The 19,625-nt window shown below is 35.2% G+C and carries 16 protein-coding genes; 10 read left to right on the forward strand and 6 right to left on the reverse strand.

The genetic code is table 11. The annotated features are described in order from the left end of the window. Window positions 1–6 precede the first annotated feature (6 nt). Window positions 7–270, reverse strand: a complete 264-nt coding sequence (locus D7004_RS10035) for a hypothetical protein (protein WP_123205733.1) — start codon at window positions 268–270, stop codon at window positions 7–9. Between the two features lie 340 nt (window positions 271–610). Here D7004_RS10035 and D7004_RS10040 point away from each other — a divergent pair, with 340 nt between their 5' ends. From D7004_RS10040 to D7004_RS10060, 5 genes are all read left to right on the forward strand, one after another. Further along, complete coding sequence (locus D7004_RS10040) at window positions 611–1,444, forward strand: prephenate dehydratase (RefSeq protein WP_123205734.1); 834 nt, start codon at window positions 611–613, stop codon at window positions 1,442–1,444. Window positions 1,445–1,560: 116 nt separating this feature from the next. Beyond that, on the forward strand, window positions 1,561–2,700 hold the full coding sequence (locus D7004_RS10045) for a chorismate mutase (protein ID WP_123205735.1): 1,140 nt from the start codon (window positions 1,561–1,563) through the stop codon (window positions 2,698–2,700). Between the two features lie 168 nt (window positions 2,701–2,868). Next, a complete protein-coding gene (gene aroA / locus D7004_RS10050; RefSeq protein ID WP_123205736.1) occupies window positions 2,869–4,137 on the forward strand; it encodes a 3-phosphoshikimate 1-carboxyvinyltransferase in 1,269 nt (422 codons plus the stop codon). Window positions 4,138–4,253: 116 nt separating this feature from the next. Then, the gene (gene aroC / locus D7004_RS10055) at window positions 4,254–5,354 is read left to right on the forward strand and encodes a chorismate synthase (protein WP_123205737.1); all 1,101 of its coding nucleotides are present in this window, start codon (window positions 4,254–4,256) and stop codon (window positions 5,352–5,354) included. Window positions 5,355–5,559: 205 nt separating this feature from the next. After that, window positions 5,560–6,300 carry a LytR/AlgR family response regulator transcription factor gene (locus tag D7004_RS10060; RefSeq protein WP_123205738.1) on the forward strand — a complete coding sequence of 247 codons (741 nt, stop codon included), beginning with the start codon at window positions 5,560–5,562 and terminating at the stop codon, window positions 6,298–6,300. Between the two features lie 3 nt (window positions 6,301–6,303). Here D7004_RS10060 and D7004_RS10065 read toward each other — a convergent pair whose 3' ends face one another. The 3 genes from D7004_RS10065 to D7004_RS10075 form a co-directional block, all read right to left on the reverse strand. Next, window positions 6,304–7,968 (reverse strand): tetratricopeptide repeat-containing sensor histidine kinase, encoded by a 1,665-nt coding sequence (locus D7004_RS10065; RefSeq protein ID WP_123205739.1) that lies wholly within the window; start codon window positions 7,966–7,968, stop codon window positions 6,304–6,306. Window positions 7,969–8,091: 123 nt separating this feature from the next. Then, a complete protein-coding gene (locus D7004_RS10070; protein WP_167459466.1) occupies window positions 8,092–8,457 on the reverse strand; it encodes a hypothetical protein in 366 nt (121 codons plus the stop codon). A gap of 429 nt (window positions 8,458–8,886) precedes the next feature. Then, window positions 8,887–11,307, reverse strand: coding sequence for an alpha-ketoacid dehydrogenase subunit alpha/beta (locus D7004_RS10075; protein ID WP_123205741.1), 2,421 nt, complete (start codon window positions 11,305–11,307; stop codon window positions 8,887–8,889). Between the two features lie 173 nt (window positions 11,308–11,480). Between D7004_RS10075 and D7004_RS10080 the strand changes: the two genes are divergently transcribed. Further along, window positions 11,481–11,879, forward strand: coding sequence for a DUF1573 domain-containing protein (locus tag D7004_RS10080; protein ID WP_123205742.1), 399 nt, complete (start codon window positions 11,481–11,483; stop codon window positions 11,877–11,879). 61 nt (window positions 11,880–11,940) lie between these two features. Beyond that, window positions 11,941–13,140: a pyridoxal phosphate-dependent aminotransferase gene (locus D7004_RS10085; RefSeq protein ID WP_123205743.1), complete on the forward strand. Its 1,200-nt coding sequence runs from the start codon at window positions 11,941–11,943 to the stop codon at window positions 13,138–13,140. 263 nt (window positions 13,141–13,403) lie between these two features. On the opposite strand, the gene D7004_RS10090 is transcribed toward D7004_RS10085, so the two are convergent. Further along, a complete protein-coding gene (locus D7004_RS10090) occupies window positions 13,404–14,483 on the reverse strand; it encodes a phosphotransferase enzyme family protein (RefSeq protein WP_123205744.1) in 1,080 nt (359 codons plus the stop codon). 65 nt (window positions 14,484–14,548) lie between these two features. After that, on the reverse strand, window positions 14,549–15,901 hold the full coding sequence (locus tag D7004_RS10095; protein WP_123205745.1) for a Gfo/Idh/MocA family protein: 1,353 nt from the start codon (window positions 15,899–15,901) through the stop codon (window positions 14,549–14,551). Window positions 15,902–16,623: 722 nt separating this feature from the next. Here D7004_RS10095 and D7004_RS10100 point away from each other — a divergent pair. The 3 genes from D7004_RS10100 to D7004_RS21145 all read left to right on the forward strand — a co-directional run bounded on the left by D7004_RS10100 (window position 16,624) and on the right by D7004_RS21145 (window position 19,588). Beyond that, the gene (locus D7004_RS10100) at window positions 16,624–17,619 is read left to right on the forward strand and encodes a hypothetical protein (protein WP_123205746.1); all 996 of its coding nucleotides are present in this window, start codon (window positions 16,624–16,626) and stop codon (window positions 17,617–17,619) included. A gap of 102 nt (window positions 17,620–17,721) precedes the next feature. Then, window positions 17,722–19,416: a GH39 family glycosyl hydrolase gene (locus D7004_RS10105; protein WP_123205747.1), complete on the forward strand. Its 1,695-nt coding sequence runs from the start codon at window positions 17,722–17,724 to the stop codon at window positions 19,414–19,416. A 49-nt stretch (window positions 19,417–19,465) separates the two neighbouring features. Further along, entirely contained in the window at window positions 19,466–19,588 is a 123-nt protein-coding gene (locus D7004_RS21145; RefSeq protein WP_279634747.1) for a hypothetical protein, read from the forward strand. Window positions 19,589–19,625: the final 37 nt, after the last annotated feature.

Below are 19,625 nucleotides of genomic sequence, written 5' to 3' on the forward strand. Positions count from 1 at the left end.
TAGAAGTTATTTAGATTTAATTTCAAGAAAAAATGATTTGTTGGGTCTTTGAGATAATATTTTTTTCCAAAAAAGGGTGTCTGCCTGGTATTTAGTATTTAGGTCAGTAATTCCAGGATCAGGATCATTACCCGCTAATGTTTCTAATCTGACAGGGCCGTTAAGTTCTGTTTTTTTAAGATTATCTTTCTCAAGTACTAAGTCTTTTTTACAAGCAAAAAAACTAGCAGCACCCAAAATCAATAAACTTACATTACTAAGTTTTTTCATAAATTTTGAATTAAAAAGTTTTAAAATGTGTTATCTGGTGCTGTACAAGACTTGTAATGATTATAACAATAAGGAAGGAATTCAAAAGTATTTAAAAACAATTTGAAAAACAAAATTAAATTTTATTAAAATTATTTTCAATTTCCTATTGACAAATTAAATTTTGTTATTACATTTGGCTCATTCAAAAACAAAAATGAAATTATTCAACACATATTACTTTGGTTACTTTTACTATTTTAGTAAGAGCCGGGGCTAATATGCAAAAAGATAGATAACAATATTAAAATGTATAAGAAAGTCCCGGCAAACAGCCGGGACTTTTTTGTTTTACGCAAAAATGGAAACGACAAAACGAGTAGCAATTCAAGGTATTAAAGCATCTTTTCATGAAGAAGCAGCCTACAAAATCTTTGGTAAAAACATCGAAACTGTAGAATGCAACTCATTTAAAGAAACTTGCGACAAGCTAGAAAAAAACGATGCTGACTTCGTTGTCATGGCCATCGAAAATTCTATCGCTGGTAGCTTGTTACCAAATTACACACTAATCCGCGATTACGGTTTCTCGGTAGTTGGAGAAGTTTATTTACCGATTCAATTGCACTTAATGGCTTTACCAGGTGTAAAGTTTGAGGATATAAAAATCGTAACCTCACACCCTATCGCTATTCGTCAATGCATCGATTTCTTTTATGATTATCCGCATATTAAAATTGTAGAAAGCAACGATACTGCGGCTTGTGCAAAGCGCATTCAAGAAGAAAAACTAACCGACACTATGGCTATAGCAAACAACTTAGCTGCAGAACTTTACGGTTTAAATATTTTAGAGCGTCGCGTAGAATCAAATAAAAAAAATTACACCCGTTTCCTCATCCTTAAAAAAGATAAAACAGATGAGGGAAAGAAAATAAATAAAGCATCTATCTGTTTTCAGGTTGGCCATAAAGCCGGCTCTTTAGCAACAGTGTTAAATATCTTCGCAGAACAAGAGGTAAGCTTAACAAAAATACAATCTATGCCGGTGCTGGGTAAGAGAAATGAATATTATTTTTACGTCGATTTAGAATGGCCAAGTACCGAAAAGTATGATAAAGCCGTTAGAAAAGCACTAAAATACACTTCGAATTTCAACATACTCGGTGAGTATTTAAAAAATGATAAAGTCTGAAAGCGTTACGATTTTAGATTTACGAATTACGAGTCAACAATTTAACAATTAATATATAAAAATATAACTCCGGACATCCTATAGCGGACTTCGGACTAACAAACAAGCCATAAATCATGAAACTTAATTTAAACATCCAACCATTAAACACTTGGTTAAACGTTAACAACGAACCTTTAATTATTTCAGGTCCTTGCAGTGCAGAAACTGAAGAACAATTATTAACTACCGCACATTTATTGGCGGCGACTGGTAAAGTATCAGTTTTAAGAGCTGGTATTTGGAAACCACGTACTCGTCCGGGAGAATTTGAAGGTATCGGAAGTATTGGTTTGGAATGGTTAAAACGTGCTAAAGCAGAAACAGGATTACCGACTGCTGTTGAGGTTGCAAATGCAAAACATGTTGAAGAGGCTTTGGCTGCAGGTGTTGATATCCTTTGGATTGGTGCACGTTCTACCGTTAATCCATTCACTGTTCAAGAAATTGCTGATGCATTAAGAGGTCATGATGTTCCTGTATTAATTAAAAACCCTGTTAATCCAGATTTACAATTGTGGATTGGTGCAATCGAGCGTATTAACGGCGCAGGAATTACTAAAATTGGTGCTATACACCGTGGATTTTCTTCATTCGAAAAAAGTTCTTTCCGTAACGAACCAATGTGGGAATTGGCTATCCAGTTGAAAACTTTATGCCCTGAATTGCCAATCATTAACGACCCAAGTCACATTTGCGGTAACCGTGAACTAATTCCTTACATCTCGCAAAAAGCGCTGGATTTAGACATGCAAGGTTTGATGATTGAATCACACGTTGACCCATCAGTTGCATGGACGGATGCGAAACAACAAGTTACACCAGCTACTTTATCAGAATTGGTTGACCGTTTAACAGTTCGCGAACCAGAATCTACAAACGAGGCTTTCGTTGATAAATTGGCTGATTTACGTAAAAACATCGATAAAATTGATGATATTTTATTACAGAAATTAGCTGAACGTATGGCAATTGTTGAGAAAATCGGTGAATTTAAACGCGATAATCAGGTAACGATTTTACAGGTAAACCGTTGGGATGCCATCATTAAAAAAGGTCATGCCTTTGCTAAAGCATTAAAATTAGACTTAAACTTCACAGAGAAATTCTTAGAATTGATGCACGGCGAATCAATCCGTAAACAAACTGAAATTATGAATGCAGGCAAAGCCGAAAAAGGAATTGCTGCCGAACAACATACTGAAGTGAAAGCTTAAAGTACAAAGCTGAAAGACTGAGGGCGAAAAACGAAAGACGGAAGAGCAAAGTCTGAAGTACCATGTCATTGCGAGAAATTTTTCGCAATAGATTATAATATTAAAATACCTGCTCACTGTAAAGCCCTCCCTCCTGGGGAGGGTTGAGTGGGGCTAAATCAGAATAAAATGTCGAAAAACGCCTTAGTTTCTTTTAAAGGAGCCAAGAATATTCATACGGAAATCCAGTTAACAGGCTCGAAAAGCGAATGCAATAGAGCATTAATTATCAGCGCCTTAAGTAAACAACTTGTTAAAGTAGAAAATTTATCAAACGCGGCAGATACGGTAACCTTAAATGGCATACTTAATACTCTTGAAGAAGAATTGGAAGTAGAAATTCAAGAGTCAAAAACCGTAGATGTTGGTCCGGCGGGAACTGCAATGCGTTTTCTTTCTGCTTATCTATCTGCTAAAAATGGTAATTTTTTATTAACAGGAACCGAACGGATGAAGCAACGCCCGATTGGCATTTTGGCGGAGGCTTTGAAAACCATTGGTGCAGATATTTCTTATGCAGAAAATGATGGTTTTCCACCGTTAAACATTACAGGCCCGCTGAATCAAAAAACTGCAGAAGTTAAAATCAAAGGCGATATCAGCAGTCAGTATATTTCAGCATTGCTGATGATTGCTCCAACTTTACCTCAAGGTTTAACATTAGAAATTGAGGGCGAATTAACCTCAAAGCCTTATGTTGATATGACTTTGGATATGCTGGCGGAAGTTGGCATTGAACATTCATGGAATGAAAATTCGATTTCCATAAAGCCACAGGCATTTAAACCTGGAACTTTGGTTGTTGAGCCAGATTGGAGTGCTGCATCTTATTGGTATAGCATTGCAGCTTTGGCCGATGAAGCTGAAATCAGTCTTCCTGCTTTAAAAGAAAAAAGCCTACAAGGTGATAGCCAAATCCAAAAAATCATGAAGATTTTTGGCATCGCAACAAGCAAAACAGCAACCGGAATTTCAATCAGCAACTTAGGTTTATCATTGGAAACTGACCAGGTTTTAGATTTAAAAACTTGCCCAGATTTGGCACAAACGATTATCGTTATTGCAGCTGCTTTAGGTAAAAACATGTCGTTTACGGGACTTGAAACTTTAAAAATAAAGGAAACGGACCGCATTGCCGCTTTACAAAATGAGCTGGCAAAAATTGGCGTGACCTTAACTGAAAATAATTTAGTTTACACCTTAAATACAGATGAACTTCATTTCCCTGAAAAAATTACCATTGCTACTTACCAAGACCACCGCATGGCAATGGCTTTTGCTCCGCTTGCTTTATTAATTAACGAAGTAGAAATTGAAGAAATGCAAGTCGTAGAAAAATCTTATCCGTATTTTTGGGAGGATTTGAAAAAGGCAGGATTTGAAGTGAAAGAGATATGAGAATTGAGACTCCAGATGTGAGACTCAAAAACAATAAAAAGAAATATAACAAGATTTAGATATTTTTTGAGGGAAAATCTCAAATCTAATATCTCAAATCTAACATCTAAAATAAAATGGCAGGCAATTCATTCGGGCAACTTTTTCGTATCACTACTTTTGGAGAATCTCATGGCGTGGCCATTGGAGTAATTATTGATGGCTGCCCGGCACAATTAGATATCGACATGGATTTTATTCAATCCGAATTGGATAAACGCAAACCTGGTCAATCGAAAATTACTACGCAAAGAAAAGAGAGTGATACGGTTCAAATTCTCTCTGGTATTTTTGAGGGAAAAAGTACAGGAACGCCAATTGCTCTATTGATTCCAAACGAAGACCAGCGCTCTAAAGATTACGGTCATAATGTTGATGTGTACCGCCCAAGCCATGCCGATTATGTTTACGATGCAAAATACGGTATCCGCGACCATCGTGGCGGTGGACGTTCTTCCGCTCGCGAAACCGCTGCTCGTGTAGCTGCTGGTGCAATTGCCAAACTATTTTTAAAACAACAAGGCATTGAGATTTTTGCGCATGTAACCTCCGTTGGAAAAATTAATGCTCCAAATTTAGAAAGTAATGACTTGTCAGCTTTGCTGAATATTAGAGAAGAAAACATTGTTCGCTGTGCCGACCCTGCCACAGCACATGAAATGATTGAATTTATAGATGCTGTTAGGAAAGATGGCGATACCGTTGGTGGTAAGATTTCGTGTGTTATAAAAGGTTGTCCGGCTGGTTTAGGCGAACCTGTTTTTGATAAATTACACGCCGATTTAGGTAAAGCTATGCTTAGCATAAATGCTGTTCATGGTTTCGAATATGGTTCAGGCTTCGCCGGAAGTGAATTGTTGGGTTCGCAACACAATGACCGCCCCATCCCAAACCCTTCCCCAGATGGAAAGGGCTTTCTTACCACAACAAACTTCGCTGGTGGTATTTTAGGTGGTATTTCTAACGGAATGGACATCACTTTCAAAGTGGCGTTTAAACCTGTTGCTACCATTATGCATAACCAACAAACCATTAATGCCGCCGGCGAGGCCTCAGAAATTAAAGGCAAAGGCCGCCACGACCCTTGCGTGGTTCCTAGAGCAGTAGTAATTGTAGAAGCTATGGCCGCTTTGGTACTGGCAGACCAGTTTTTGAGAAACAAGGCGTGTGTGATATAAAGACTTTTTTTAAAAAATTCATTATACTTCTTTCTTAGCAAAATACTATTTATCAAATATTGGGTTTCAAAAACAGATGCGTTTTTAAAAATAAAAAGCATAATTTTATTTGGCTATTGTTGCTATACAGTATTAAAAAAAAGCTACATTTAGGTAAAACATACGTTACAAATGTTATGTTTTGATTTAATAAACCATCCCTGTAATGATATATAGCTGCCTAATTGTTGATGATAACGAAATAGAGCGTGATGCAATTGAAATGCACCTTAAAAAAATTGCGCCATTAAGCATTTCGGCAATATGTGATAATGGAATTGAGGCAGCCGCATTTTTAGCAACCAATCATGTTGATATTGTATTCTCGGATATTGACATGCCTGAACTATCAGGAATGGCACTTTTAAAAACTTTAAAAAACAAACCACTTTTCATTTTTATAACTTCTTTCAGTCAATATGCGGCAGAGAGTTTCGAATTAGATGCACTAGATTTTATTGTTAAACCCGCAAATTTTGAGCGCTTGCTTAAAGCAACAAATAAAGCAATTGAATATTTAGAGTTGAGAAAGTTAGTGGATAATACTTATTCAGATGTACCAAATTCATCTGAAGAATATTTCTTTTTCAAAGAAACAAAAGGCATCACAAAACTTAATTATAGCGATGTAGTTTACATAGAAAGTATGGGTGATTTTTCGAAAATATATACCAAAAACGATAAGCACATCATTTTGGTGGGATTAAAAAATCTAGAAAAACAATTGCCAAATTATTTCTGTAGGGTACATAAACAGTATATTATAAATGTACATCACATCTCAACAATAACTGCTCATGAAGTTCATTTAACATCTAACTTTATCGTGCCAATTAGCTCCATAAACCGACAGGAATTATTAGATAGTGTTATCGATAAAAAAACACTTTCTCGGTTTAAGAAATAAAAATTAGCATTTTTTTAGCCACAAGGTAAAAGTAGTTCCTAGATTTTTTTCAGATGTAACCGTAAGTTTACCATCCATCAAGGCCAAAAAAGTTCTACATAGCAATAAACCCAAACCCGTCCCTTTTTCTTTATTTGTTCCTGGGGTACTAACTCCAGCACCTTGGTAATCAGATTTATTGATATGATTTATTTGTTCTGCAGACATACCAATCCCGGTATCAGTTACCAAAATCTGCAATTCGTCATTATAAATTTCTGCAGTTAATATAACTTTCCCATTTTCAGGGGTAAATTTGATAGCATTACTGATTAAATTTCGTAATACTAAAGAAAACATGTTTACATCAGCTCTACAGACAATACTTTCAGATATATTATTTTCAATAGTAATATGTTTAAAATCAGCTGTGCTTTTTAACGAATCAATAACATCTTCGATTATAATAAATATATTTAATTCTTCTAAACATGGATTAAAGCCTTGCATTTGACTAGCTGCCCAGTTCAAAAGATTCTCCATCATGGATGACGTATAGGTTAAACTATTTTTTAGCAAACCTGCGTAACGATTAAACTTAGCCTGCTCTAAATTCCCATCTTCCAGAAGCTCTATAAAAGCAATTAAAGAATTTACAGGCGTTCGCATATCATGACTTACCACGCTAAAAATACGATCCTTAACTCTACTTAATTGCTCCAATTCTAGCTTTTGCTTATTGATTATTTTATTTAGCCTAGTGGTTTTTCTCTGGTTATAATATATAATACCTGATGTGCATAAAACAAGTCCACACGCTGCAAAAAGGAATATTTTTAATTTTTCATCATATTTAATTTGCTGCTCTTGCTTAGATATTTGTTTCTCTCTTTTTATAGCATCATACTGCGATATTAGCTTAGAACGCTCATAATCATTGCTCTGAATTTTCTTTTCATTTTCCGAATTTTTTTGATTTTGAATAAATTTAAATTGTTGCAACATTTTTTCTTTGTCACTCAAATCAAGCTCCTGTTGTCTTAAAATAAGTTTCTGATGCTGCTGTCTAGCAAATAAAACCTGCCGCTGTAATACAGCATCGGTGATTTGTTGCTTTAGTTGGTAATCCTTTTCCTTAACCGCAAAATCCAACTGCATTTGTCTACGTGTTATTTCTCGCTCCTTTTCAGCATTAAATATTTTATCTTTTACGATTACATATTGTTTGTAAAAAGTTAAAGATTCATCGTAGTTTTTTAAATTACTATGCGCCTGGCTAAGCTGCAAATTCGCATCTCTTTCTATATCCAAAAAGCTACTTGTTTTCGAAATATTTAGTGCTTCAGTTAGTAATTTTATTGCATCCTTATATTTTTTTTGATTGTTGTAGAAGTTACCTAAAGCTTGCAAACTCTTGGCATAAACACGTTTATCATCCGAATTTTTATTTATAGATATAGATGTTAAATAGGATTTTAACGCTAAGTCTTTTGCTCCCATTCGTTCATAAACCATTCCTAAATTCATTTTGATTGATGCGATTAAATCTTGTTCTACCCTCGCTTCTTCTGCAATCTTTAAAGCTCTGTTTAAATTGTCTAATGCACCTTTTAAATTTTGGTTGGGCAAAATATCCATGCTCATTAACTCAACAGGACTAGCATGAAAATAAGAAAGCCCTATACCCATTTAAGCAACTGCAGCACCTCTGGAAATTTCACCCTTTAGATTAAAGAGATTAAGCGCCATTCTAAGGTATTGAAGCGCTTTTTTATGTTGATCTAAATCTTGATAAATTTCAGAAATATTAACCTAGCAGCTGCCTAACTCTTCCTTACTGTTATTTTTCAAATAAATGGAAACAGCTTTTTGACTGACCGCCAGTGATTTTGCATAATCTGGAATCAAATTGTACAATGCACCCAAATCTAGGTAAGCACCTGCAGCACCAATTTGTTGATCTGCACTTAAAAATTCATTTATAGCTTTTTTATAATAGTTCTCAGCATTCTGAATATTTGTATGACTATGATAAAGACGAGCCATTTTTGTATAAGCGATACCTGCAAATTTTGCTAAATCGAGTTTGTGGGAAATTGAGACTACAATACCTAAAGATTCTTCAGCCTTTTCAAAGTCTTTTTTCCAAATGTATTGTTGAAGTATTTTTATTGACAAATCAATTTTACCAGAATCTATATTGCGATAAGTTTGATTAAGTTTTAAAAGACTGTCTAAACTTTTCGGTTTATACGAAACCTGTGCATGTGATTTGTAGCTTGTAGCAAGAAATATAACGGCAAGAAGTATCCTTAAAACTATTTTATTAAAAATTTTATAGCGCCAAGACTCCATTAATTAAATCACAATTTAGATGATATAGCAATTTGTTGATTTAAGAAATTAGACGCATGTAAAAGTTTACGCGTTGATTGGGAATACAGAATAAATAATTTACAGGGACTGATTTGGTTTCTTAAATCAAGGTGTAATATAATTTTTTTCTTTGATATTATTTACACTAAACTTCTATGGATAAGCTAAAACAAAAAATCTCACCTCTGACATAGCAAAGGTGAGAATCGATATCATTTTGTTGTTGTTTGATTAATACAGTGCCGGAAACTTAGCAGGATTTGCTTCATGCATCATTTGGTAGATTGTTTCAACCACATCATCAACAGAAGGCTTACTAAAATAATCTCCGTCAGAGCCAAATGGTGGTCTGTGTGCTTTAGCCGTTAAGGTTTTTGGTTGACCATCTAAATGAAAATATCCATTTTGTATCTCTAAAACTTGTTGGAGAATATATGCTGAAGCTCCACCCGGTACATCTTCATCAACCACTAATAGCTTATTGGTTTTTTTAAGCGATGAAGAGCAAACATGATTGATATCAAATGGTAATAACGTTTGCGGATCAATAATATCCAACGAAATACCAAACACGGCCAATTCTTCCGCTGCTTCCTGTACAATTCTCAAGGTAGAACCATAAGATACCACAGTAATGTCTGTTCCTTCTTCAATTACTTCAGCCTGTCCTAACGGAACAGTAAATTCGCCAATATTATTTGGCAATTTTTCTTTTAAGCGATAACCATTCAGGCATTCGATTACCACAGCCGGTTCATCTGCCCTAAAAAGTGTGTTGTACATGCCTGCAGCTTGAGTCATATTTCGAGGAACACATAAGTGCAATCCACGTAATGAGCCTAAAAGCATGCTAATAGGCGAACCAGAATGCCAAACACCTTCTAAACGATGACCTCTTGTTCTAACAATTACAGGAGCTTTTTGAATACCTTTTGTTCGGTAAGATAATGAAGCCAAATCATCACTTAGCACATTCAAAGCAAATATTAAATAATCTAAATATTGTATTTCTGCAATTGGTTTTAAACCACGCATAGCAAGCCCAATTCCCTGACCCATTATGGTCATTTCTCTAATGCCTGTATCGGTTACTCTTAATTCGCCATATTTGGTTTGCAAACCTGCAAAACCTTGATTAACATCACCAATATTACCTAAATCTTCGCCGAAAGCTACCAAACGCTGGTCGCGAGCAAAGTTTTCATCAAAGCAAGCATTAAGAATTTCACGTCCATCTACCATTTTAGAAAACTCATCGTAAACAGCATCTACAACTTTAATTTTTTCAGGACTGTCTTTGCCGCCTGTATGAAGTTTAGAATTGTACCGATTGTAATTTAATTCATCCTGGCTCTGGTACCATTTTATCAAATCTTCGCGTTCTGGCGAATTTTGTTTTGATGATAAACGGATTGCTTTACGTGCAGCTACAAATATTTCTCTACGTTGCGCATCGGCGGTTGAAGCCAGTTGAGATGAAATTTTAGCAAGTTCTGGCTGGTTTTTTGCCATTGCCAAAATAAAATCAACAACTTGTTTTTGTTCAGGCTTCATGCTATCCAAAAACTCATTCCATGCTTCCTTTTGGGCATTACGAACAAAAACTTTGGCGGCCTTTTCGAGTTCTAAAAGTTCTTCTTCTGATACGATAGCTGATTCAAGCATCCACTCACGCATTTTTAAAATACAATCATGTTCGCTTTCCCAAGTTAATCTGTCTTTTGATTTATATCTTTCGTGAGATCCAGAAGTACTATGTCCTTGTGGCTGAGTAAGTTCGGTAACATGAATTAAAACAGGAACATGCTCGTCTCGGCAAACATTTATTGCTTTTTCATAAACCTCGCATAATGCAGGATAATCCCATCCTTTAACTTTATAAATTTCGTAACCTGCGTTATTTTCATCACGTTGAAATCCTTTTAAAACTTCAGATATATCTTCTTTTGTGGTTTGATATTTAGCAGGAACAGAAATTCCGTAAGCGTCATCCCAAATGGAGATTGCCATTGGCACTTGCAAAACGCCAGCAGCATTTATAGCTTCGAAAAATACACCTTCTGATGTAGATGCATTACCGATTGTACCAAAAGCCACTTCATTACCATTAACCGAAAAGTTCTTTAAATAATCTAGCTCCTTGTTGTTTCTAAATAGTTTTGACGCATAAGCTAAACCCACCAATCGAGCCATTTGACCTCCCGTTGGTGATATATCTGATGAAACATTTTTGATTTTAGTTAAATCATTCCAGCTTCCATCTTCATTAATTGATTTTGTTGCAAAATGACAGTTCATTTGCCTACCGCCCGAGAATGGATCTGCACCATCAGTTGGGTTGGCATACAATTGAGCAAAAAATTCTTTTATTGTTGAAATCCCGGCAGCAAAGGCAAAGGTTTGGTCGCGGTAATAGCCTGAACGCCAGTCACCATTTTTAAATGCTTTAGCCATAGCAACCTGCGGCACCTCTTTACCATCGCCAAAAATGCCAAACTTCGCCTTCCCTGTTAATACCTCTCTGCGACCTAAAACACTGGCCTGCCTGCTTTCGTAGGCAATTTTATAATCGTTTACAACAATTGATTTAAAATCGTTAAAACTTAGTTCAGCAGCATCGATAGAGTTGGTTGTCAGTTTTTCATTCTGCATCGTAATCAAATATTGGTTGTGGCAAATATATACAAAATTAAAAGTTTGCCTTTATCATCAACTGTAAAATTATATATGGATAGGGAAAATATATTTGGAATAGTTTTTGTTTTAGCAGATAAATATTAAATTTGTTATAATAAATATTTCAAATCATATATCAACACATAAACATGAAAAAGATATTAGTACTATTAACATTTGCAATGGGTTTTGGTTTGATGGCTAACGCACAAACTGCTGCTAAACCGGCTGAATTTAAGTTTGAAGCAGAAACCCATGATTTTGGTAAAATTACGGTTAACAAACCTGTAACTTACGATTTTAAATACACTAACGTTGGCGAAGAGCCATTAATTATTACAAAAGCTGAAGCGAGTTGCGGTTGTACAGTTCCAAAATATACAACAGTGCCATTAAAAAAAGGTGAAACCGGTACGATTTCGGTTACTTTTAGTGCTGCTGGTGCGCCACAACCTTTTACAAAAACGGTTACAGTTACATCAAATGCTAAAACGCCTGTAAAAGTACTTTACATCAAAGGCGAAACAGTTGCTGCTGCATCTAAATAATTTTTACATCATAATATTTTAAAAGTCTCGATTTTAATCGGGACTTTTTTATTTTTACGCCATGCCAAAAATTTCACAAAAAGGTGTGCAGATGCCTGCATCGCCAATCAGAAAATTAACACCATTTGCAGACAAAGCGAAAAAAGATGGTAAAAAGGTTTATCATTTAAACATTGGTCAACCTGATATTGAAACACCAGAAGGAATGTTGAATGCCATTAAAAATATTGATTTTAATGTTTGGGCTTATACACCTTCAGAAGGTACTTTAGCATATCGCGAAAAATTGACTGAATACTACAATAAGTTAGGCTATAACATTAAGCCTGAAAACATTTTAGTTACGGTTGGAGGTTCTGAAGCGATTACAATTGCAATGCAAACTTGTGTAAATGAGGGCGATGAGATTATTATTCCGGAGCCATTTTATGCAAATTATAATGGTTTTGCGTGTATGAGTAACGTTGTAGTAAAACCCATTTTATCGTACATAGAAAATGGTTTTGCTTTGCCTCCTATTGCAGAATTTGAGAAGCTAATCACTGAAAAAACAAAGGCCATTATTATTTGTAATCCTAATAATCCGACAGGTTATTTGTATTCTAGAGAAGAATTGGAGGCTTTAAAAACACTCTGCCTGAAATACGACTTATTCCTATTTTCTGATGAAGCTTATCGTGAATTTTGTTACGATGGACGGGAGTTTATCTCACCAATGCATTTAGATGGTTTGGATGAGAACGTTGTAATTATGGATACCGTTTCCAAACGATACAGCGCTTGTGGTGCCCGTTTAGGTTGTTTAATTACCAAAAATAAAGATGTGATTGCTTCGGGTTTGAAATTTGCACAGGCAAGGTTAAGTCCGGGAATGGTAGAGCAAATTGCTGGTGCCGCAGCAGTTGATACACCAGATAGCTATTTTGAAAAGGTAAACACCGAATATACCTTGCGCAGAGATACTTTGGTTAATAGGTTAAATAATATTGAGGGTGTTTTTTGTCCAAATCCGGGTGGCGCTTTTTATGTGGTTGCTAAATTCCCGATTGATGATTCGGATAAGTTTTGCCAATGGATTTTGGAAGATTTTAATCATGAGAACCAAACAGTGATGATGGCACCAGCTACAGGTTTCTATTCTACACCAGGTTCTGGTAAAAATGAGGTGCGTATGGCTTATGTTTTAAATACCAATGATTTAAACAAAGCGATGGACTGTTTAGAGATTGCATTAAAACAATATCCGGGAAGAGTTGTGTAATTTGAAAATTTTAAAGATATTAATTTTCTGATAAATAAATTATTATAATATGAAAACATTAAGGAACTAAGAACCAGCAAACCTTGTTTTTAATTCCTTAATGTTTTTCTAAATTGGTTTTAATTATCCAGGGTTTTAATTTAAAACATTAAGGAATTAAGAACAAACAAATATTGTTTTTGGTTCCTATTGTTGTCGAGAATTTAGTTATCGTTATTTGTGAGTTTTTTTTAGAGGTGCGAACTAAGCCTAGGTTGTCAAATTTAAATACGCTGAAGTTTTAATTCCTGCTCATAATCATAAATAATTTGTTCGAATTTGGCAATAGATTGTGTGTATTTTGATAGTAAAACCAATTGATTTTTAGCTCTCATCAAGTTGTGTTCTGGATGGAAAATAGGATAATAAATATCATTGTTCAAAAAATCTGTTAAAAATCGAAGGGCTTGCATATAAATCATAAACTGACCGCTATAAATAAATAATTGCTTTTCAGCATTGGTTAAACTTCGGCGCATTTCTTCCATGTAGCCTTTATAAATCGCTAAAAACACATCATCTCGAACAATAACTTTATCCAATAACGTTTCTTCTTCATTAGCGGGCGACAAATATGTTCTCATCATATCACCAACATCGCTGATAAAATAACCTGGCATAACGGTATCCAAATCGATAACACCAATTCCTAAATCAGTATCGATATTTAAAAGCACATTATTTATTTTGGTATCGTGATGAACTACCCTGGTTTTTAATTTCTTATCAGCGGTTAATTCTTCAAATTTTTCTGCAATCCAAAGGAAGTCTTTTGCTTTATTAATCTCTTCTGCTGCTGTAATTAACTTAAGATGGTTTGCACTTTTCAATGCATCAAAAAATTGTTGCTTCCTTAGGCTAAGATTATGAAAATCAGGAATGGTAACATTTAAACTTTCAGGGTTATAGGTTTCTAAAACTCTGCTAAATTTACCGAATTGCTTTGCCGCATGATAGGCCTGCTTTGCCTCGGTAACGGTATCAATAGTATATGAGTTTTGAACAAAAGGAAAGAGCCTATAAACGGCTCCATCCTTTTCAAAAAGTGTGGCTTGAGTAATTGTTCTTAATGGGGCGATAAATAAATACTGTGGTGCAATCCTATCCAGATAATCTTTTAACATCAACGTGTTTTCTGCAATAAGCTGAGGAAACTGAAATACATTTGTATTTACTTTTTGTAATATATATTGTTTGCTGCCTGTAGAAACTTTCCAGGTTTTATTTATTAATCCGTTACCAAAAGCAGCAACTTCACACTTTTCTGCGTTTAACCCGTAAGCTGTTAAAACTTCTTCAATCATTAACTTATTATTTGTGTTGCAGGTATTTTTTATACACCTTAAATTTTATCGATCTACAATTTATATTAAAAGCCGCTATCATCAAGTGCGAAAGTGTTTTTTCTTTCTTTCCACTTACCCTTTGTGAAATCAGGGAACTTTTGCGGCATATTTCCTTCTTTGAGTGATTTTGTAGAAAGCGGAACAATAACACTCATCGTTACAGAATCATATACATCAATCGGCGTTTGTTTTTTAAGCTTAACAGCCTGTATAAATCCATTAAATACAAACCAATCCATACCACCGTGGCCAGCACCCAGTGCATCTTTTTCATATTTCTTCCAAAGTGGATGGTCGTATTTATCAAACCATTCTTTTACTGGCTGCCATTTATCATCTCCTTTAGAATCTTTTTCGATGTATATGGATTTGTTTACGTCCATCCAAATACCATCGGTACCTTGCACTCTGAAACCAATAGAATATGGTCTTGGTAAATGTGTATCGTGGCTTAAAAGCACAGTTTCTCCATTAGCACAGTTTAGCAAAGTTGTGGTAACATCGCCATTTTTATAGTTGATTTTTGCATTTGGATGTCCGGGAGCTAAATCTTCAACATAAGCAGCCAAGCCTCTGGCTTTGGAACTAAACGAAACCAAATTGGTAAAACGGTTTCCTCTGTTGATGTTGGCATACTGCATAACTGGTCCTGCTCCATGAGCTGGATATAAATCGCCATCTTGGTCGATGTTGAATTGAGTTCTCCACTGTGCCTCGCTTAAAGCATTTGGCCCGAATTCTACTCCTCCACCATAGTAATCTTTACCATTGTTAAACAATACATTTCTTAGGTTGTGCTGATAACCTCCCTCAAGATGAATTAACTCTCCAAACACACCTTGTCTAACCATATTTAGTGCAGCCATAACATCTCTGCGATAGCAAACATTTTCCAAAGTCATGTAAGGCATGCCTGTTTTTTCTGATGTATTTACTATGTCCCAATGATCTTGAACGGTTAAACCAGCAATTACCTCGCAACCCACATATTTACCCGCCTTCATTGCATCAACAGCTTGTTCTTTATGAAACTGCCAAGGCGTGGCGATAATAACTGCATCGATATCTTTCCTATCCAGCATTTTTTTATAAGCATCTGCACTGCCAGTATATTCAACAGCTGCAGGTCTGCCTTTTTTTGCAATAAACGCTCTGCAAATTTTTAGTGAACGCTCTTGCGTATCGCAGATCGCAACAATTTCAACGTCATCACGAAGTGCTCCTTCAGATATATGACTCATACCTCGGGCTCCAACGCCAATATATCCAAGCCTAACTTTTGAAGAGTCACTCGATGCAAATAAACTTCCGGTGGGTAAAATGGTTACACCGGCAGCAGCAATTGTACTGTTTTTAATAAATTCTCTACGCTCCATTATTTTAATTTTACAGGTAAGTTTCTGATTTAGCCCTCCTACAAATATTAGGTAGGTAAATCTGGTTTATCGATTATTTAATATTAATTATTTTATGGTAAACAGATTAGTTAGTTTTTAATCCTGACAACCGAATTGGTCTGCGAGATATTAACATGCGTTATCATATTGTTGTGGTTAGTTTGGTTAGCTTATTTATTGTGGTTACAGTATGAAATGGTTTAGGGATTTCTGCCAAACACCTATTCAACTGAAGTTTAGAATTCATGATTGATAAAAGTTTGAATAGTCCAATATAGGAGGATGAGAACGAAGTTTTATAAAATAATGAAGCGCAAACGTTTGATAAGCAATGTTTTGTTTTATCTAAAATTATTCTGGTAATTAATGATTCCAATCAACATAAATTAGAATTAATGCCAAAACTTTAGATTTACATTGACTTGGTTATAATTATTTATGAAATAAAAAAGGGCGCTAAACAAATGATGCGCAAACGTTTGATGAAAGCAAGAATTGAAAAATTATGATGTAAATAGAATACTTAGTCCGTATCTTTTTGATGATATTCTATATTATACCAATTTCTTTAGCATCTTAGTTCAAAAAACAAAGAAGAGATTTCATATATCTTTTTAAACATTTAACTTTAGCTAAGTTAAAAATCAAAATTTTTGATAAATTAACCATAAGCGTTTATTTAAAAACTAAATCTAACTCCCTTGTCACTAAAATCCCTATCCAAAACCCGCTGGAGAATTGAGCCAGATCGAATCACTGTTTATCCATACGGCCTTTCCTATATTTTAGCCGCCATACTTGCTATAATTTTTGCAGCAGGATATTTTGTTTACATCAATTACTTACACAATACTTTGGAATCATCTTATGTATTGCTTTTGGTATTGGTAATTGTAATAATTTTATTTGTTGGCTGGGCCGGCACATCGGTAGAATTTGATATTAACGGCGGTATAATGCGCAAAAAACTTTTTGGTATTATACCCATAAGTTCCATTCCATTTTCTCGTATATATGCCATTAACCCGGTTACCGAATTAGGTTCTTACAAATACAAAGTATTCAAAAAAGAGAATCGGTACGGCAAAGGTATACTGGTATCTAGCGCTTATGGAAAAAATGATGACCCTAATGCCTTAGCATTTGTAGATGAAGTAATTACACCAATTCACCGCTACCTGGAGCTACATGATGGTCCTGATGATTTCAAGCCATTAAACATTGAAAGCTATAAATTTTTTAATGTACAAGGTGGTTCTTACACCATAAAAAAGAATAAAGTTGGAAGTGTTATCTTAGGACTTACACTATTATCAATCGGTATTCATGAACTTACACCAAATGCCTGGCTAGGTCATGGTTACGATATTGGTAGAATTTGCTTTTTAATTTTTACACTGATTGGCGGTCCGATTATTATTCTTGCAGGATTTACAGAGGTTACATTTGATAAAAATACTCGCTTACTTACCAGAACCAACCCTACAGGGCTGGGCAATAAATCTTATTCTTTTGATGATTTTAATGGTATACAAACTGTAAGAAAATCTACCAATTTCATATATTCAGGAACAGATGTGCAGGTTTACTTTTTAAAACCTGGCACCCAAAAAGAAGAAGCTATAGTGCTTCAAAGTTTTTTTAGCACAAAGAAAGTTGAGCGTTTTATTGCTGAGGTAAATAATATCTTAAAGTAGATTTTTATGCTTAAAATAACTTTTACTTTCGATGCTAATACTTTTGCTTTACAAAGTTTGGATTAATTTAACCTATAAATCATCCGAAGAAAGCTAAAAAATATGCAACTACCGTTTAAAGAAATACCGATAAAATGCTTATCGCTGGTATTAATTTTTCTTCTGCCATTTCGCCTATTTGCTCAAAAACCTACAATTGATGTAGATTTTAACAAAGAAATAGCTCCAATGAAACCAGTATGGTCATGGTTTGGTTATGATGAACCAAATTATACTTACATGAAGGATGGAAAAAAACTTTTAACTCAACTTGCTGCTACGAGCAAAAACCCGGTTTATGTTCGTACGCATAGTTTGCTTGTTACCGGAGATGGAATTCCTGATTTAAAATGGGGTTCTACCAATGCCTATACAGAAGATGCTAATGGTAACCCGATTTATAATTTTAAAATTATTGATAAGATTTTTGATAGTTATGTTAGCCGTGGGATGAAACCATTAGTGCAAATAGGTTTTATGCCTGAGGCACTTTCCACTCATCCGCAACCATACAAACACCATTGGAAGCCTGGAGACCCATATAAAGATATCATTACAGGATGGGCTTATCCACCAAAAGACTACAACAAGTGGCGCACATTGGTTTACGAGTGGGCAAAACATTCTATTGAACGTTATGGAAAGAAAGAAGTAGAAAGTTGGTACTGGGAAGTTTGGAATGAACCAAACGGAGATTATTGGAAAGGTACACAGGAAGAATTTTTTAAACTATACGATTATGCTGCTGATGGTTTAAAGCAGGCCTTGCCAACTGCAAGAATTGGAGGACCAAACATCGCAGGGACAAGAGGTAAAACCGCTCAGCAATGGCTTAATAATTTTATCGAACATTGTACCAATGGCATAAACTATGCAACAGGAAAAAAAGGTGCACCATTAGAAGCCATTCTTTTCCATGCAAAAGGTTCACCAAAATTTGTTAATGGGTATGTAAAAATGAACATGGCCGCGCAGCTTAATGATATTTATACTGGATTTAAGATTGCTGCTTCGTACCCTAATACAAAAAATCTACCCATTATAATTGGAGAATCAGACCCCGAAGGTTGTGCCGCATGCGGAATGGCAACCAACCCAGAAAATGCTTACCGCAATGGTACCGCCTACTCTAGTTACACCGCAGCTGTATTTGCTAGAAAGTATATGCTGGCCGATTTAACAAAAGTCAATTTTCTGGGTGCAGTATCTTGGGCGTTTGAATTTGAAAACCAACCCTGGTTTTTTGGATTTAGAGATTTAGCTACCAATGGAGTTGAAAAACCAGTGTTAAATGTTTTCAGAATGTTTGGACAAATGGGTAATATGCGCTTAGCAGTTCAAGGTAACCGAATGTATGAACTTGATGACATGCTAAAATCAAGTGTAAGCGGAGAACAATCAGACATTGGTGCATTGGCAACCAAGAGTGAAAAATCCATTGCAATCATGACCTGGAATTATCATGATGATGATAAGAAAAGTAATAGTGAAACACTTAAGCTAAGGGTAAATAACCTGCCCTCAACAAAAGCAATGATGAGCATCTATTTGATAGACAGTAAAAACAGTAATTCTTATGAAGTTTGGAAAGCTATGGGTTCACCTGGCAAACCTACACAAGCACAAATTAACACTTTGAAAAAATCGGCTAAATTAAAATGTGTTCAAAAAAAGATGGTTGATATAACTGGAGGCGAAATATCTGTTCCTGTAGAATTAGAGCGCCAGGCGGTAGCTTTAATTAAATTGGATTGGTAGATATTCATCGATACTATTTTCGTAAAATCCATTTAATTTTTGACAAATTATGATACTTCAAATATTAAATTACCAATATCTTACTGTTGGCAATGAGGTTATCTTGTTGATGAGTTCAGATAGCCTTCGATTTGAAATTTTTACCGGAAGCATCCAAAGCTTTAGAAAATAAAAAGGCGATCTGAAAAAATTCAGATCGCCTTAACCTT

Origin of the sequence: Pedobacter jejuensis (assembly GCF_003725795.1) — a bacterium.
Taxonomy (GTDB): Bacteria; Bacteroidota; Bacteroidia; order Sphingobacteriales; family Sphingobacteriaceae; genus Pedobacter; species Pedobacter jejuensis.

Excerpts from the sequence above, each read along its gene's own strand:
- D7004_RS10080 (WP_123205742.1), top strand. The coding sequence starts at position 11,481 with ATGAAAAAGATATTAGTACTATTAACATTTGCAATGGGTTTTGGTTTG.
- D7004_RS21145 (WP_279634747.1), top strand. The coding sequence starts at position 19,466 with ATGATACTTCAAATATTAAATTACCAATATCTTACTGTTGGCAATGAG.
- D7004_RS10105 (WP_123205747.1), top strand. The coding sequence starts at position 17,722 with ATGCAACTACCGTTTAAAGAAATACCGATAAAATGCTTATCGCTGGTA.
- aroA (WP_123205736.1), top strand. The coding sequence starts at position 2,869 with ATGTCGAAAAACGCCTTAGTTTCTTTTAAAGGAGCCAAGAATATTCAT.
- D7004_RS10075 (WP_123205741.1), bottom strand. The coding sequence starts at position 11,307 with ATGCAGAATGAAAAACTGACAACCAACTCTATCGATGCTGCTGAACTA.
- D7004_RS10090 (WP_123205744.1), bottom strand. The coding sequence starts at position 14,483 with ATGATTGAAGAAGTTTTAACAGCTTACGGGTTAAACGCAGAAAAGTGT.
- D7004_RS10040 (WP_123205734.1), top strand. The coding sequence starts at position 611 with ATGGAAACGACAAAACGAGTAGCAATTCAAGGTATTAAAGCATCTTTT.
- aroC (WP_123205737.1), top strand. The coding sequence starts at position 4,254 with ATGGCAGGCAATTCATTCGGGCAACTTTTTCGTATCACTACTTTTGGA.
- D7004_RS10060 (WP_123205738.1), top strand. The coding sequence starts at position 5,560 with ATGATATATAGCTGCCTAATTGTTGATGATAACGAAATAGAGCGTGAT.
- D7004_RS10035 (WP_123205733.1), bottom strand. The coding sequence starts at position 270 with ATGAAAAAACTTAGTAATGTAAGTTTATTGATTTTGGGTGCTGCTAGT.
- D7004_RS10065 (WP_123205739.1), bottom strand. The coding sequence starts at position 7,968 with ATGGGTATAGGGCTTTCTTATTTTCATGCTAGTCCTGTTGAGTTAATG.
- D7004_RS10095 (WP_123205745.1), bottom strand. The coding sequence starts at position 15,901 with ATGGAGCGTAGAGAATTTATTAAAAACAGTACAATTGCTGCTGCCGGT.
- D7004_RS10045 (WP_123205735.1), top strand. The coding sequence starts at position 1,561 with ATGAAACTTAATTTAAACATCCAACCATTAAACACTTGGTTAAACGTT.
- D7004_RS10085 (WP_123205743.1), top strand. The coding sequence starts at position 11,941 with ATGCCAAAAATTTCACAAAAAGGTGTGCAGATGCCTGCATCGCCAATC.